The organism is bacterium, from assembly GCA_024224155.1.
Classification (GTDB): Bacteria; Acidobacteriota; Thermoanaerobaculia; order Multivoradales; family JAHEKO01; genus CALZIK01.
Genome location: JAAENP010000004.1, coordinates 36,908 through 51,503 on the forward strand (window position 1 = coordinate 36,908; position 14,596 = coordinate 51,503).

Here is a 14,596-nt window from a genome sequence, read left to right on the forward strand (position 1 = left end):
GTCGCCGTGGATCTCCAGCGGCAAGCCTCGTATCGAGACCCGATACACGGATTCATCCACGCGGACCCGCTCGAACATGCACTAATCAACAACCGGTCCGTCCAGCGCTTGCGCTGGATTCACCAGCTCGGTTTTGCCTACCTGGTCTTCCCCGGAGCGGAGCACAGCCGGTTCAGCCACGTTCTCGGCGCCATGAACCTGGCCGGGCGGGTCTATGACGCCCTGGCCGCAAAAGCACCCGATTTCCTGATCCCCGACCAGTCAGCGCTCGAGCGCCGGCTGGTTCGCATCGCGGCGCTGCTTCACGACGTCGGGCATGCTCCGTTCAGTCATTCGGCCGAGGATCTCTTCGAAGACAGCATCGACCACGAGGAGATGACACGCAGAATCCTGCTCGTCGGGGATGTCCGCGCGATCTTCGACAAGTTCGGCAACGGCATCGTGCCGGAGGACGTCTGCTCTCTTCTCGGCAAGCCCGAGGATCCGCGCCGCCGCTTGTTGTCGCAGATGATCTCGGGCGAGCTGGACGTCGACAAAATGGACTATCTCTTGCGGGACAGCCTCTTCTGCGGAGTGCGATACGGCAACTACGATCTGGACCGAATCTTGGAGACCATCGAGCCGATCCAAGACCCCGAGACCGGGGAATGGGGAATCGGCGTCGAAGAGGGCGGCGTTCACGCGGTCGAAGCGCTGGTAATGGCTCGCTACTACATGTTCACCCAGGTCTACTTCAATCTGACCGGCAAGGCGCTCGAGCTTCACTTCAACGAGTGGCTCCTCGATCAGAACCTACGCTGGCCGTCGGCACCTCTCGAGTTCCTGCGGCACGACGACATCTCCACGATGGCCCTGATGAGAGATTCGGACAGCCCGCACGCCCGCGCGGTCGTCGGTCGCCTCTACTATCGTTTGGCCTTCGAGACCGGTGAGCATCTGACCAGAGCCGAGCGAGGTGCATTCACCGAGGTACTGGACGAGATGAAGGCCCGTTTCGGAGATCACACCTTGATGGTCTCGAATTCGGCCAAGGACCCTCATCGCCTCGGCCAGGCCCGCGTGCAAGTCCGCCATTCGGACGGTTCGCTGCGCCCGATGGAGGAGTCGAGTCAATTCATCCGGCACCTGGCCCGTATCGAACGCTTTCGCGTCTATACACCTCCGGAAGTGCGCGACGAAGTGGCGGCGGCGTTCGCGGCCGCGTGGCCCGGTTAGCGGGCCGTGGAAGAGCCGCCCACCCTTGGCTCCCCGGAGATCTTCTCCAGTCGCTCGAGCGCCCGAGTCCAGCGCGTCCGTGCGTGCTCCCAAACGGTCAGTCCGGCCGAAAGCGGCAGCTGCTGAAAGCCCTCCTGAAACACCATGACCTCGCAGCCGACCTCTGACGGCGCGAGCTCGACCGTGACGATTGTCGCCGCCTTCCAACCGGCATCCAGCTGCCGCAGTCCGAGCACCAATCGCTGGGGCTCGGCACGCTCGATGACCTCGGCCACCTCGCGAACGGTACCCCCGAGCGGGTCGTCGCTCTCCAGCCAAAAGACCGTCGGGGGACCGTCCTCGATGCGAGCCCGGTCGCAAAGCCAGCGACTTTGCTTCTCCGCTTCGACCCAGAACGCCCACACGTTTTCCGGCGAGCTCTGGGGCACGTTGACCCGGCGCCTGAGCTGGACGCCCGGTATGTCACCCTGCCGGATTCCCTCCATAGGCTGCTAGATGCTAGAGCAGGAGATCCCGCAACGCGCCCTCGACCTCTGGAAACCGAAACTCGTAGCCGCGCTCGAGGAGCCGCTCCGGAACTGCTCGCTGGCCGTCCAGCACTAGGGTCGCCATCTCCCCGAGAATCAACCGCAGTGCGATCCCCGGTGTGGGCACGAAGCTCGGTCGCCTGAGCACCTTCCCGATGGCATGCGCCAGCTGGCGATTCGAAACGGCCCCGGGCGCCGCCAGATTGAAGGCGCCCTCAGCCCCATCGTCCTCCAACAGATGGACTATCGCCTCCACCTCATCCTGGAGATGGATCCATGGCAGTACCTGCCGGCCGCTGCCGACCGCTCCCCCCACCCATAGCTTGAACGGCAAGACTATCCGCGGCAGGGCACCACCCTCGACCGCGAGTACGACCCCGGTGCGGGCAACCACTCGACGCACACCTAGAGGCTCGGCGCTCTCGCCAGCCGCTTCCCAATCCCGGCAGACCAGAGCCAGAAAATCCGTGCCCGGCGCCGTCGTCTCCGGGACGCTCTCGTCGCCCCGTGGTCCGTAGAAGCCGACCGCAGATCCTTGCACGAGAACTCCCGGACGATTGCCGCACCCGGCGAAGGCCGCGGCCAACGCTTCGGTCGATCGCACCCGGCTGTCTCGAATCCGCCGTTTCTTCCTTTCGGTCCAGCGCCCGGACCCGATGTTCTCGCCGGCGAGATGGACGACCCCGTCCACCGCTTCGAGAACCGGGATCAACCGGTCGGCGCTGACCGTGTCCCAGCCCTCGGCGGAAACGCCGGCCGGAAAACCGCGGACGCCGTCCGGCCGTCTGCTCAGAATCACCACCTCATGCCCGGCGTCGGTCAGCACGGCGGCCAGCGCACGGCCGACCAGCCCAGTGCCTCCAGTAATCGCGACCCGCATAGGTGGCTCAAGCCTACCCGAAGCCGACTGGAGCGATCCGATCAGACTGCGGCCAGCTCCTCCTCGAGCTGCTGTCTCCGAGCCAGATCGGCGTAGACGCCGCCCTGGCTGATGAGATCGGCGTGTCGCCCCCGCTCGACGATACTGCCCCGCTCGAGCACGATGATCTCGTCGGCCGCCCGCACCGCCGAGATCCGGTGCGAAACCAGAAGGACGGTCCGGCCAACAAACACCCGGCGCAAATTGCGCAGAATCCTCTCTTCCGTATCGGCATCGACCGCTGACAGACAGTCGTCCAGCAGCAAGATCCGAGGCTCCCTGACGAGCGCACGGGCCAGAGCGACGCGCTGTTTCTGGCCCCCCGACAGCGTGATCCCGCGTTCCCCGACGACGGTCTCGAGACCTCGTGGAAACGATTCGAGATCCGCCGACAAGCCCGCGGTCTCAGCGGCTCGCTCGATTCCGTCGGGCTCGGGATCGGGCGTTCCGAACGCGATGTTCTCGGCAATAGTGGTCGAGAACAGAAACGCCTCTTGCGGGACGACTCCGATCGCCGCGCGCAGGGAGCTGAGCGGCAGGGAGCGGATGTCCAGCCCGTCGATAAACACGCGCTCGGACGGCGGGTCCAGCAAACGGGGTATCAGCGAGAGCAGCGTGCTCTTGCCGCTTCCGGTACGCCCGACGATTCCGAGTGTCTCGCCGGCGGCGAGCGTCAGGCGGATGTCCTCCAGAGCTCGCTCCGCGCTCTCGGGATAGCTGAAGGCCAGGTTTTTCATCGACACTGCGCCGCCGATCTGGGCGGGTTCCACCAGCCAACCGTCGCGGATCTCGGGCTCGGTCCCCGTGATCTCCTCGATCCGGGCCAGAGACGCCGTTCCGCGCTGGACCAGATTGATCACCCAGCCCACCGCGATCATCGGCCAGACCAGCTTGGAGAGAAAGAAATTGAAGCTGACGAATTGGCCGATGCTGATCTCACCCCTCCAGGTCAAGGTCCCGCCGAACCACAGCACCGCGACGAACCCCAGCCCGACCAGCATCTGCAGGAGTGGGTGGAACGCAGCCGACCAGCGGATCAGCTGCTTGCTGCGGCGGACATACTCGGCATTGGTCCGAGCAAAAGCATCGACCTCGGAGTCCTCGCGAGCGTGGGCGCGAACCACGCGCGCCCCGGCGAGGCTCTCCTGGACCCGGGTCGAGAGCGCCGAGAACTGCTCCTGCACTCGCCCAAACAGAACGTGAATCCGGTGACCGAAGATCTGGGTCGCCAGCGCCACAAGCGGCATCGTCGCCAGCGAAAGCAGCGTGAGCTTCAAGTTGATCCGGGCCATGAAGAAGAGGGCTCCGGACGCGGTGAGAAGAGTGCTTACCGAATACATGATTGCCGGACCACAGAGCTGGCGCACGGCCTCGAGATCGTTGGTCGCTCTCGCCATCAGGTCGCCGGTGTAGTTGCGCTGATAGAACGACAGCGGCATCGTCTGAAGGTGCTCGAAGTAGACACCGCGAAGGTCGTACTCGATCTGCCGGCTCAGGGAGACCAGAATCAGCCGCTGGCCAAAGCTGAAGACGCCCTGGACCGTCGTCACTCCTATCAGCAAAAGGCCATAGCGCAGCAAGGTGGCGGAAGAGGCCTGGGCGACGAAGGAGTCGACCGCCCGGCCCACGATCAACGGACCGAAGAGGCCGGCGGCGACCGACGCCGCGATGCATGCCGTGCCCGCGAGGAGCTTCCGCGGATAGCGGCGCAGATAGGGCGCCAGCCGGCGGAGGGCTCTCATTCTTCACGCTCCTCGGCCAGGGCGGCCGGCGAAGCGGTGGCGGCAACCACGCTACGTCCCCCCAAGGGATGAAACAGCTCTCGGCAGGGCTCGAGGCGGGCTTCGACTCGCAGGATGGGGCGGCCTTGCCTTCGGTACTTGTCCTCATAGTGCGTCCGCGGCCGCCCGCCCCAACGGTCGTCGGCGTTCTCGACCGTCAAGGCCGGATGCGCTCGCAAGAGCTCGGTCACCAGATCCCCGTAATCGAGGTAGTCGGTCGCGAAGCTGAGCACGCCCCCGGGCTGAAGGAGACGGAGCAGAAGATCCAGTGACTCGGGATCGAAGAGTCTCCGCCCGTGATGACGGCTTTTAGGCCAGGGGTCCGGAAAGTAGACGTGAACCGAGCGCGCAAAGGAGCCCGGCAGCACCGCCGCCAAGAGATACAGGGCTTCTCCGCGTAGCAGAATGAGGTTCTCAATACGATCGCGCGCCGCTCGATCCCGCACGCGGCGGTAGTACTTGGAAGCCACTTCGATCCCCAGAAAGCCGCAGTCCGGGTCGGCCGCCGCCCGCTCGAGCAGATATCGTCCCTTGCCGAAGCCGATCTCTACCTCCCACGCGCGACCCGGATCCGCAGCCGAAGCCAGCAAGCCGGGCAGATCGAGAGGCAGGTCGAGCTCGGCCAGCTTCTGCTCGCGGCCGGCGACGGCAATTCGAACGGGAAGCACTCGACCGATCCGGCTACAGAAGGTCCGCGAAATCACCGCGGCCGAGAAGATCGACGAGTTCCTTGATTTTTTGAGACTGCTCCTTGGGCACGACGAGAACCGCGTCACCGGCGCGCACCACGACCAGGTTCGAAACTCCGACCGCCGCGATCATCCCGTCGTCCGCGACCAGGAGGTTGTCTCGCGCGTCCAAGGTCACAACCCGGCCACGAGTGGCGTTGCCCCCTGAGTCGGCTTCCAGGATCTCCGCCAGGGCTTCCCAGGAGCCCAGGTCGCTCCATTCACAATCGAGGGGCAAGGTGGCCAGGTCCCGGCACCTTTCCATCACGGCAAAATCGATCGACACCTTCGGCAGCCGGCCATAGTGGCGGTCCAATTCCTCCGGCTGCTCCCGAATCCGCGCCAGCCCTGCGCTTATTCCGGGTTCGTGTTCAGCAATCAACTCGAGGAGGCGGCCGCCGCGAAAGACGAAGATCCCGGCGTTCCAGAGATAATTGCCGTCCGCCAGATAGCGCTCCGCCGTCTCGAGATCGGGCTTCTCCTTGAACGCCACTACCTTTCTCAAGCCCAGCTCCGCGTCCTCGGTCTCGCCCAACTCCAGGTAGCCGAATCCCGGCTCCGCCCAGCGAGGCAGAACCCCCAGCGTCATCACTCGGTCTCGGGCACGCACGAATGCCGCCGCCGAGTCGAGGGCGGCTCGAAACCCGGGTTCGTCCCCGACCCGGTGGTCGGCGGGCAGCACCGCGACCACGTCATCGTGCGCATTCATCCGGTCCAACGACCAGGCGATGGCCGGCGCGGTGTCCCTTCCTTCCGGCTCGACCAGTATCTGCTCGGCCGGCACCTCGGGAAGCTGCTGCCTCACCTGATCGGCAAGGCCCCGGATCGTGCAGACCCAGGCTTCCGTGGGCTCGACCAGTGGCTCGAGGCGCCGGACGGTGCGCGCCAGCAGGCTTTCCTTACCGTCCAGGTCGAGCAGCTGCTTCGGGCGCCGGACGCGGCTCAGCGGCCAGAACCGGGTGCCGCTGCCCCCGGCCAGAATCAGCGCCTTGAAGGCGGGCTCAGTCACCTTCCACGCTCGAGCCGATCAGCTTCCGGTTCGGCGCAGCTCGTCGTCGATCACCTTGGCGATCGCGTCGTAGGGCTGGGCTCCCGACAGGAAGCGGCCGTTGATGAACATCGCGGGCGTACCGGTCACGCCAGCAGCGACGCCGGCCTGGACGTCGGCGGTCACGCGATCGGCGTGCTTACCGCTATCGAGACACTCGTCGAAAGCTGCGGCATCCAGCTCGAGTCTCTGCGCCACCGACTTCAGGTCCGCAACGGCCAGCGCGCTCTGATTCTCGAACATCGCGTCGTGCATCTCCCAGAACTTGCCCTGGTCGTCCGCGCAGAGAGAAGCCTCCGCGGCCTTTTGGGCCTGCGGATGAATGCTATGGAGCGGAAACTGTCGAAACACCAGGCGCACGCTGTCCGCGTACTCCTGCTTGACTCGATCGAACGCGGGAATCACCCGTGAGCAGAACGGACACTGGAAATCGGAGAACTCGATAATGGTCACCGGAGCGGACTCGGGGCCAAACGAGGGAGCTCCCGCGTCTGCGACCTCGATGCGCAACGGATCCAGCAGAATCTCGAGCTCGTGCCCTGCGCGCAGGCTCGAGACCAGCTTGCCAAAGGCCTCCTGCTTCCGGGTCTGCTCGAGGTACTGACGAATCTGGCCGGCAACCGATTCCTTGGGCTGCTTGATCTGCCCCTTGCGCTGCTCGTAGAACTTGTCGATCTCGTCGTCGGTGACCGCCGGAATCTTGGCGTCCACCTCGGCGGTCAGAAAGGCGTCCGCGGTCATCCCCTTGGCTTCCGCGGCTATTTCGACCAGCTTGTCGTTGACGACAGCTTCGAGCCCCTTTTCGAGCAGCTCGTGACGCTGCCGGTTCAGATCGCGCAGCTCTTTCGCCACGGCCTCTTCGACCTCGGAGCGTTGAACTTCGATGTCGCCGATACGGGCGAGTACGTCACCGGTTCCGGCTGCCAGATCGGCGGTGTCGTCATTCTGAGCCGCTGCGGTTGTGGAGAGTAGCCAAATCCCAACGACGCCGATACCGGCAAGGGCAACGATCCACCCGAGCCTCCAGCCTCGCTTGTTGCTTTCGATAGTTTCCATCTCAGGTTCCTTTCTTGGGCGCGCGCGGGTCGTGCACCGGCGCGGACCGCGTCATGATACCCAGGCGTGGGCTCGAGCGCCACACTCGCGCGGCGGCCGCGGGCAGGCTAGCCGCGGCCTTCGAGCCCGGCCAGCCGCCGGCTCACGCAGCCCTCGAGAATCCGATCGGCCGGAATGCCTCTGAGACGCAGCCTGGGAGCCTCCAACAGATCGGCCGCCAGCGCCAGCAGTGCCCGGCGAGCATTCGAGTGCGCCTGACTCTCGGCACAGTCCAGAATCGCGGCGGCCGCGCGCTCCCAAGGTCCTCGCGCCCTCGGATCGTCCCATTTTCCAGATTTCTTGAGAACCGCGGCAGCGGCCAGTAGCTCGCCCGCGTGCCGGCTGCCGAGGTAGCTCTCCAGGACACGGCCGAAATCCGCGGCGGTCTGCAGCAGCTCCTCGCCTCTTGGCCGGGGACCGGTGCCCAGGAAGAGAGCCAACGATCGGCTGCGCAAGGTCGGCAGGAGATCGAACTGCGACGGCGCCAGCATGAGGAAGTGCCGCGGGGTCGTGCCGGGTGGCTCCTCGAGCACCTTGAGCAGAACGTTGGCCGCCTCGCCGCTCAGAGTCTCCGCACTGGCAATCACGAACACCTGGCCCTGGGCCTCGAACGGGGTAACCTGGGCGCCGCGCAGGAACTCCTTGGTGGCATCGACCGAGGTGACCGTCTTCAGATCGCGCTCGAGAACCTGGAAATCAGGATGGAACGCGTTGCTGTCCCGGTCGGGCCAGGTGATCCTCTTGCAATGCCGGCACGCTCCGCAGGGGCGCTGCTCCGAATCGGATGCGCCGTCGCAGAGCAGGCACTTCGCAAGCTGGAGCACCGCCTCGCGCCGGCTGCTCTCGGTTCCGCCGTGCAGGATCAGCGACGGATAAAGACGTCCGGCGCGGGCGAGGTCGAGGGTCGCCTCGAGATTCACCCGTCGGCCCCGAGACGGTCGGCCACGATATCCGCCAATGCGGCGCGGACCTGCTCTTCGGTCTGCTGCCGCGAGCCTGCGGAGTCAATCACCCTGAAACGATCCGGCTCCCGCCGAGCCGCCTCGAGGTAGCCCAGGCGCACTCTCCCGTAGAACTCCAGGTCTTCCGCGTCCAGGCGATCGACGCCACCCGGCTCTGCCTGCCGGCCCTGCCCCTGCCCGCGCTGCCTGGCCATCTCCGCGGGAAGATCGAACAAAAGCGTCCGATCGGGCACTCGCTCACCGGTCGCCAGCGCGTCGGCCCTGTGAAGCAGCTCGAGCGGCACGCCGCGACCGAATCCTTGATACGCGAAGGTCGAATCCGTGAAGCGATCGCAGAGAACCACAGTGCCCCGCGCGATCGCCGGATCGATGACCTCGAGAAGATGTTGCCTGCGGCTGGCGAACACCATCAACGTCTCGACGGTTCCGTCCAGCGCACCCCAACGGGGATCCAGAAACAGCGAGCGAATGGCGTCGCCGAGTGGCGTCCCTCCCGGCTCGTGGGTCACGAGCACCCGGACTCCGGAGTCTTCAAACCAGTCTCGCGCGGTGATCAGGTGGGTCGATTTGCCGCTGCCGTCCAGCCCTTCGAAGGTGATGAAGCTAGGCGTCATGCCGGAAAACATAGCACGCACAACCCACCCTTTGGGTGGGCTGAAACCGCGCTCCTTTGGTGGGTTGACAGAGTGGCCGGCTTTGACCAGGATTCACTTGGAACTCGGCCGACCCAAATCAACCTCTCATCGACCGACCCTCCCAAACAAACAATGAAGTTCTTGATACCTCGCGAGCGTCACGCCGCCGAGCACCGGGTGGCGGCAACCCCCGAAACCATCCAACACCTCCTCGAGCAAGGCCACTCCGTCATCGTCGAATCGGGCGCGGGCCGGGCCGCTTCCTTCCCGGATTCAGAGATGAAGACGGCCGGCGCGGAGATTGTCGAGAAGATCACCTGGTCCGATGTGGAGGCCCTACTCAAGGTTGGACCGCTGTCCACGGACGACGTCGACAAGCTGCCGGAAGGCTGCCTGGTGATCGGCCTCCTGGATCCCTACATGCATCCGGAGACGGTTGCTCGTCTTATCGAGAGGAGAGTCACCTCGTTCGCGCTCGAGCTCGTACCTCGAATCACGCGCGCGCAGACCATGGATGCTCTCTCCTCCCAGGCCTCGATCGGCGGCTACAAGGCCGTGGTTCTCGCAGCCTCGAGGCTGGGGCGCTACTTCCCGCTGCTGATGACCGCCGCCGGCACGGTTCCTCCGGCAAAAGTCGTCATCATCGGTGCCGGCGTTGCCGGCCTGCAGGCGATCGCCACGGCAAAGCGCCTGGGAGCCGTGGTCGAGGTGTCCGACATTCGACCGGCCGTCAAAGAGCAGGTCGAGTCGTTGGGCGGCAGATACATCGAAGCTCCCGAAGCCGAGGGAGCCGAAGACGAGGGCGGATACGCCAAGGAGATGGGCGAGGACTTCCTGGCCCGCCAGCGCGAGCTCCTCGCCAAGCACATCGCGGCCGCCGATGTCGTCATCACCACGGCCCAGGTCCCCGGCAGGGCGGCGCCCCGGATCGTCAGCCGAGAGATGATCGAGGGCATGAAACCCGGATCGGTGGTCATCGATCTGGCGGCCTCCAGCGGCGGCAATTGCGAGCTGACCCAAAGCGGCGAAGAAGTGGTGCACAACGATGTCCTGATCCTCGGGCCGGCCAACCTGCCCGCCACCATGGCTCATGACGCCAGCACCCTCTATGCACGCAACATCCTGGCGCTGATCGAGCACATCACCCCGGAAGGGAATCTGACTATCGACCCGGCCGACGACGTTCAGGTCGGCGCGTTGCTCACACACGACGGCGAGGTGATCAACCAAGCCGTGCGAGAAGCACTCTCAAAAAAGGAAGAGTAGATGGGTGAACTCCTGGTCGGTCTCTACGTGTTCGTGCTCGCCATCTTCGTCGGGTTCGAGATCATCACCAAGATCCCACCGACGCTCCATACGCCGTTGATGTCGGGAGCCAACGCGATCTCCGGAATCACGCTATTGGGAGCCCTGCAGGCCGCTCGCTCGGGATCCACCGAGCTGTCGAGTCTGCTCGCATTCGGCGCCATCATTTTCGCGACCATCAACGTCGTCGGCGGCTTCGTGGTCACCGATCGCATGCTCGCCATGTTCGGCGGGAAGAAGAAGAAGAAGTGAGCACAGCAGTGTCCGCAAACATCATTCCCCTTCTCTACCTACTCTCGGCGATACTCTTCATCTTCGGTCTCAAGGGCCTGACGCGTATTCGCACCGCGCGCCGAGGCAACGCCATGGCCGCCCTGGCGATGCTGCTCGCGGGCATAACCACGCTGGTCGACATGGGCAAGGCGGACTACCGCTGGATCATCGCCGGGCTCGTTGTCGGCGGTGGAATCGGCCTGTACGCGGCGCTCAAGGTCGCGATGACCGCGATGCCGGAGATGGTCGCTCTGTTCAACGGCTTCGGCGGAGGCGCCTCGGCACTGGTGGCGCTCTCGGTGATTGCGCTTTCGCTCCTCGAGGGTGGCGACGCCCTGGGTCTCTCCTCCTCGATCAGCGCTTTCTTCTCGGTCTTGATCGGCGGCGTCACGCTCACCGGCAGCCTGGTTGCCTTCGGCAAGTTGAGTGGCAAGCTCGGCGGCGCACCGGTCGTCCTGCCCGGTCGTCATGTCATCAACGGCGTCTTGGTTCTGATTACGGTAGCCGCCGCAGTTCGCTACTTCCTGGTCTCCGGCGGCGACACGAAGACGTTGATTACCAGCTTCCTGGTGGCAACCGCGTTGAGTCTGATCCTCGGTGTCTTGATGGTGATACCCATCGGCGGCGCCGACATGCCGGTCGTGATCTCTCTGCTCAATTCCCTGTCCGGCCTCGCCGCTGCGTCGACGGGTTTTGTACTCTCGAACAACCTCCTGATCATCGGCGGCGCCCTGGTGGGCGCCTCCGGACTCATCCTGACGCAGATCATGTGCGTCGCGATGAACCGGACGCTGGCAAATGTCCTGTTCTCGGGCTTTGGTGGCGAGTCGGCGGCCGCCGACAGCCGCGACTACCAGAACATCACGTCCTGCGGACCTGAAGAGGCGGCCATGGTTCTCGAGACGGCAAGCTCGGCGATTCTCGTCCCCGGCTACGGCCTTGCCGTCGCCCAGGCCCAGCACGTCGCGCGCGAGCTTGGCGATCTGCTCGAATCTCGCGGCACCAAGGTCTCATACGCCATTCATCCCGTGGCCGGCCGCATGCCGGGTCACATGAACGTTCTGCTGGCCGACGCGGATGTACCCTACGAGAAGCTCTTCGAAATGGACGCGATCAACTCCGACTTCAAGACCACAGATGTGGTCCTGGTCGTCGGCGCCAATGACGTCGTCAACCCGGCGGCCGAAACGGACCCGCAATCACCGATCGCCGGAATGCCGATCCTCAAGTGCTACGAAGCGCAGACGGTGATGATGATCAAACGCAGCCTCAGCCCCGGCTTCGCCGGCATCAAGAACTCGCTCTTCGAAGCCGACAACACCATGATGATCTTCGGCGACGCTAAGGCCGTTCTGCAGGGACTCGTCAAAGAGCTGAAAGAGCTTGGCGCCGCCTAGTCACCGAGCCGGACCGATCTTTCTTGGCGCTGGCTCCGAGCCGGTCTAAGATCGACTCAACAGCAAAGACTCGAGCCGCCTCCCCGAATAGGACGGCTCAAGAATCATGGGCGAGCACAGAATTTCGCGCGGTGCCGGGTCGCAGGAGATCCGCAAGTTCACCAGGAAGGTGCTCGCCGATCTACGCGCGCTCGAACTGATGCTCGACCAGGGCATCGTCGAGTCAAACGTCCGGCGCATAGGCGCCGAGCAGGAGCTCTTCCTGGTCAACAAGAACTGGCGGCCCGCAACCAACAATCTCGAAGTGCTCGAGAAAATAGACGATCCGCGCTTCACCACCGAGCTCGGCAAGTTCAACCTTGAGTTCAATCTCGACCCCTTCGACCTGACCAGCGACTGCCTGAGGAAGATGGAGGGTCAGCTTGAAGAGCTTCTGACCAAGGCACGCATGGCTGCCGAGGATCTGGGCGTCAAGATCCTGCTGACCGGAATCCTGCCGACTCTGGAGAAGTCGGATCTCTCGCTCGACAACATGACGCCGATGCCCCGCTACTTCGAGCTCAACGAGGCTATGACCCGCCTTCGGGGCCAGGACTACGACTTTCGAATCAAGGGCCGAGACGAGCTCGTGCTCCAGCACGACAACGTCATGCTGGAAGCGTGCAACACAAGCTTCCAGGTGCATTTCCAGGTCAGTCCCGAACGCTTCGCCAACCGCTACAACATCGCCCAGGCGGTTGCCGCGCCGGTGCTGGCGGCGGCGACCAACTCACCGCTTCTGTTTGGCCGCCAGCTGTGGCGCGAAACCAGAATCGCCCTGTTCCAGCAGTCGGTCGACACCCGCACGCCCTCGACTCACCTGCGCGAGCTCAGTCCGCGGGTCAGCTTCGGCCGTAGCTGGATCAAAGAGTCGGCCTTGGAGATCTTCCAAGAGGATCTCGCTCGATTTCGGGTGATCATGAGCACGGAAGTGAGCGAGGATCCGTTCGAAGCGCTCGAACGCGGCGAGGCTCCCAGACTCGACGCCCTGAGGCTCCACAACGGCACGATCTACCGCTGGAATAGGCCCTGCTACGGAGTAGCCGGCGGCAAGGCCCATCTCCGAATCGAGAACCGCGTCCTGCCCTCCGGACCGACGCCGCTCGATGAAATGGCGAACGCCGCCTTCTGGTTCGGCCTGATTGCCGGAGTTGGGGAGAAGTACGGCGACATCACAGAGCACATGACCTTCGAAGAAGCTCGCGAGAACTTTGTCAAGGCGGCGAGGCTCGGCCTCGGCGCGCAGTTCGATTGGGTCGAGCGCAAGCAGGTACCCGCGCGCGACTTGATCCTCGAAGATCTGCTGCCCCTGTCTCGTGACGGCCTCACGCACCTCGGGATCGATTCCGTTGACAGCAAACGCTACCTCGACGTGATCGAGCGCCGCGTCAGCTCGGGCCGAACCGCGTCGCAATGGCTCCTTGACTCTTACGTCGCGATGAGCGAGACGGCTGGCCGCGCCGAAAGCCTCGCGGCGCTGACCGCCGCCACCTGCCTTCGGCAAGAAACCGGCGAGCCCGTTCACGAGTGGCAGACGGCCGAGCCCAGCGAAGCCGGGGACAAGAAAAAGCACTACCGCCGCGTGGACCAGGTCATGGTCACCGATCTTTTCACCGTGAATCAAGATGATCTGGTCGACATCGCTGCTTTCGTCATGGACTGGAGGCACATCCGGCACGTGCCGGTCGAAGACGATGACCACCGGCTCGTGGGTCTCGTGACCCATCGCTCTCTTTTGCGCATCCTCGGCGGTAGCGTGCTCAGCGGGATCGGCAGCGCGACCTCCGTAGGTGAGATCATGCAGCGCGACCTGGTGACGGTACGCCCAGAGACCACCACGCTCGAAGCAATCAGCCTGATGCGAGAGCACCGAATCAGCTGCCTACCGGTCGTTGCCGAGAGCAACAGACTCGTGGGAATCATCACCGAGTTTGATTTCATGGGAATCGCCGGCGAGCTACTCGACAAATTCCTGAGCGAATCGGAGCCAAGCGATGAATCGTAGATCCCTCCTCTTCCTTGCCCTCGCCGCCGCCACCCTGCATTGCGCCAAGGCCCCTGAGCCCGAGCTGGCAACGCTCGAGCGGGTCGAGAATGCCGGGTTGGGCGTCGCCATCGCCGAGCTGCCCGAGGCGTTTTCGGTAGTCAACGCAAGCGGGCCGACGATCGAGCTCGTCGCGGCCGGCGAATCGGGCTCCGGCCGGGCGGTCGTCGCCGCCGGCTCCGAGGAGACCTTCGGCATCAACCTGGTCGAAGCGGTCAAGGAGCGCAAGGCCTGGTTCGAGGAAGCGCCTGGCGGCCGGTATTTCGGCAACCGCGAGCTCGGCACTCCGAACGGCACGGCCTTCACGGCTCGCGGTAGCTATGACGGCGAGTCCGGGCCGGTCGAAGAAACCTGGGTCTACACAATCCACCCGGCCGCGAATCGACTCTTGACGATCACCTACACCTACCCGACCGGTGAGTCCGAAGAGCGGGTCAACCAGCTCTTGCTGCTGCTGGGCGAAATCGAGGGGCTGGCGGCAGAAGAGCCGGCGCAACCGGAATAGCCGCTATACAAGCCGACACCGGCGCTCGGTGCGCCGCGCTTCGACGTCGGTCGGCAGAGCATCCGGCCAGGGACGCCTCGGGCTCCGAACCCGGGCCGCCGCACGTCGACGTCGGTCGACAGG

Annotated in this window: 14 protein-coding genes; 6 read left to right on the plus strand and 8 right to left on the minus strand. The window is 64.6% G+C overall.

The window, feature by feature from the left end:
* The first annotated feature begins 6 nt into the window (after positions 1-6).
* Complete coding sequence (locus GY769_00210; GenBank protein ID MCP4200341.1) at positions 7-1,215, plus strand: HD domain-containing protein; 1,209 nt, start codon at positions 7-9, stop codon at positions 1,213-1,215.
* On the opposite strand, the gene GY769_00215 is transcribed toward GY769_00210, so the two are convergent.
* The 8 genes from GY769_00215 to GY769_00250 form a co-directional block, all read right to left on the minus strand.
* Positions 1,212-1,700, minus strand: a complete 489-nt coding sequence (locus GY769_00215; GenBank protein MCP4200342.1) for an SRPBCC domain-containing protein — start codon at positions 1,698-1,700, stop codon at positions 1,212-1,214. The genes GY769_00210 and GY769_00215 overlap by 4 nt on opposite strands.
* 13 nt (positions 1,701-1,713) lie before the next feature.
* Positions 1,714-2,622 (minus strand): TIGR01777 family protein, encoded by a 909-nt coding sequence (locus tag GY769_00220; protein ID MCP4200343.1) that lies wholly within the window; start codon positions 2,620-2,622, stop codon positions 1,714-1,716.
* 41 nt (positions 2,623-2,663) lie between these two features.
* Positions 2,664-4,403 carry an ABC transporter ATP-binding protein gene (locus tag GY769_00225; GenBank protein ID MCP4200344.1) on the minus strand — a complete coding sequence of 580 codons (1,740 nt, stop codon included), beginning with the start codon at positions 4,401-4,403 and terminating at the stop codon, positions 2,664-2,666.
* Positions 4,400-5,110 (minus strand): hypothetical protein, encoded by a 711-nt coding sequence (locus GY769_00230; GenBank protein MCP4200345.1) that lies wholly within the window; start codon positions 5,108-5,110, stop codon positions 4,400-4,402. Before GY769_00230 ends, GY769_00225 begins: the two co-directional genes overlap by 4 nt.
* Before the next feature lie 13 nt (positions 5,111-5,123).
* Entirely contained in the window at positions 5,124-6,179 is a 1,056-nt protein-coding gene (locus GY769_00235) for a mannose-1-phosphate guanylyltransferase (GenBank protein MCP4200346.1), read from the minus strand.
* Between the two features lie 18 nt (positions 6,180-6,197).
* Positions 6,198-7,274 (minus strand): thioredoxin domain-containing protein, encoded by a 1,077-nt coding sequence (locus tag GY769_00240; protein MCP4200347.1) that lies wholly within the window; start codon positions 7,272-7,274, stop codon positions 6,198-6,200.
* A gap of 107 nt (positions 7,275-7,381) precedes the next feature.
* Positions 7,382-8,233, minus strand: coding sequence for a hypothetical protein (locus GY769_00245; GenBank protein ID MCP4200348.1), 852 nt, complete (start codon positions 8,231-8,233; stop codon positions 7,382-7,384).
* Positions 8,230-8,889, minus strand: a complete 660-nt coding sequence (locus GY769_00250; protein MCP4200349.1) for a dTMP kinase — start codon at positions 8,887-8,889, stop codon at positions 8,230-8,232. The genes GY769_00245 and GY769_00250 overlap by 4 nt, the downstream gene beginning before the upstream one ends.
* 153 nt (positions 8,890-9,042) lie before the next feature.
* On the opposite strand from GY769_00250, the gene GY769_00255 reads away from it, so the two are divergent.
* From GY769_00255 to GY769_00275, 5 genes are all read left to right on the plus strand, one after another.
* Positions 9,043-10,176 carry a Re/Si-specific NAD(P)(+) transhydrogenase subunit alpha gene (locus tag GY769_00255; protein MCP4200350.1) on the plus strand — a complete coding sequence of 378 codons (1,134 nt, stop codon included), beginning with the start codon at positions 9,043-9,045 and terminating at the stop codon, positions 10,174-10,176.
* Positions 10,177-10,467 (plus strand): NAD(P) transhydrogenase subunit alpha, encoded by a 291-nt coding sequence (locus GY769_00260; GenBank protein MCP4200351.1) that lies wholly within the window; start codon positions 10,177-10,179, stop codon positions 10,465-10,467.
* A gap of 8 nt (positions 10,468-10,475) precedes the next feature.
* A complete protein-coding gene (locus GY769_00265) occupies positions 10,476-11,885 on the plus strand; it encodes an NAD(P)(+) transhydrogenase (Re/Si-specific) subunit beta (protein ID MCP4200352.1) in 1,410 nt (469 codons plus the stop codon).
* A 106-nt stretch (positions 11,886-11,991) separates the two neighbouring features.
* Positions 11,992-13,929, plus strand: coding sequence for a CBS domain-containing protein (locus tag GY769_00270; GenBank protein ID MCP4200353.1), 1,938 nt, complete (start codon positions 11,992-11,994; stop codon positions 13,927-13,929).
* The gene (locus GY769_00275; protein MCP4200354.1) at positions 13,919-14,473 is read left to right on the plus strand and encodes a hypothetical protein; all 555 of its coding nucleotides are present in this window, start codon (positions 13,919-13,921) and stop codon (positions 14,471-14,473) included. Before GY769_00270 ends, GY769_00275 begins: the two co-directional genes overlap by 11 nt.
* Positions 14,474-14,596 lie beyond the last annotated feature (123 nt).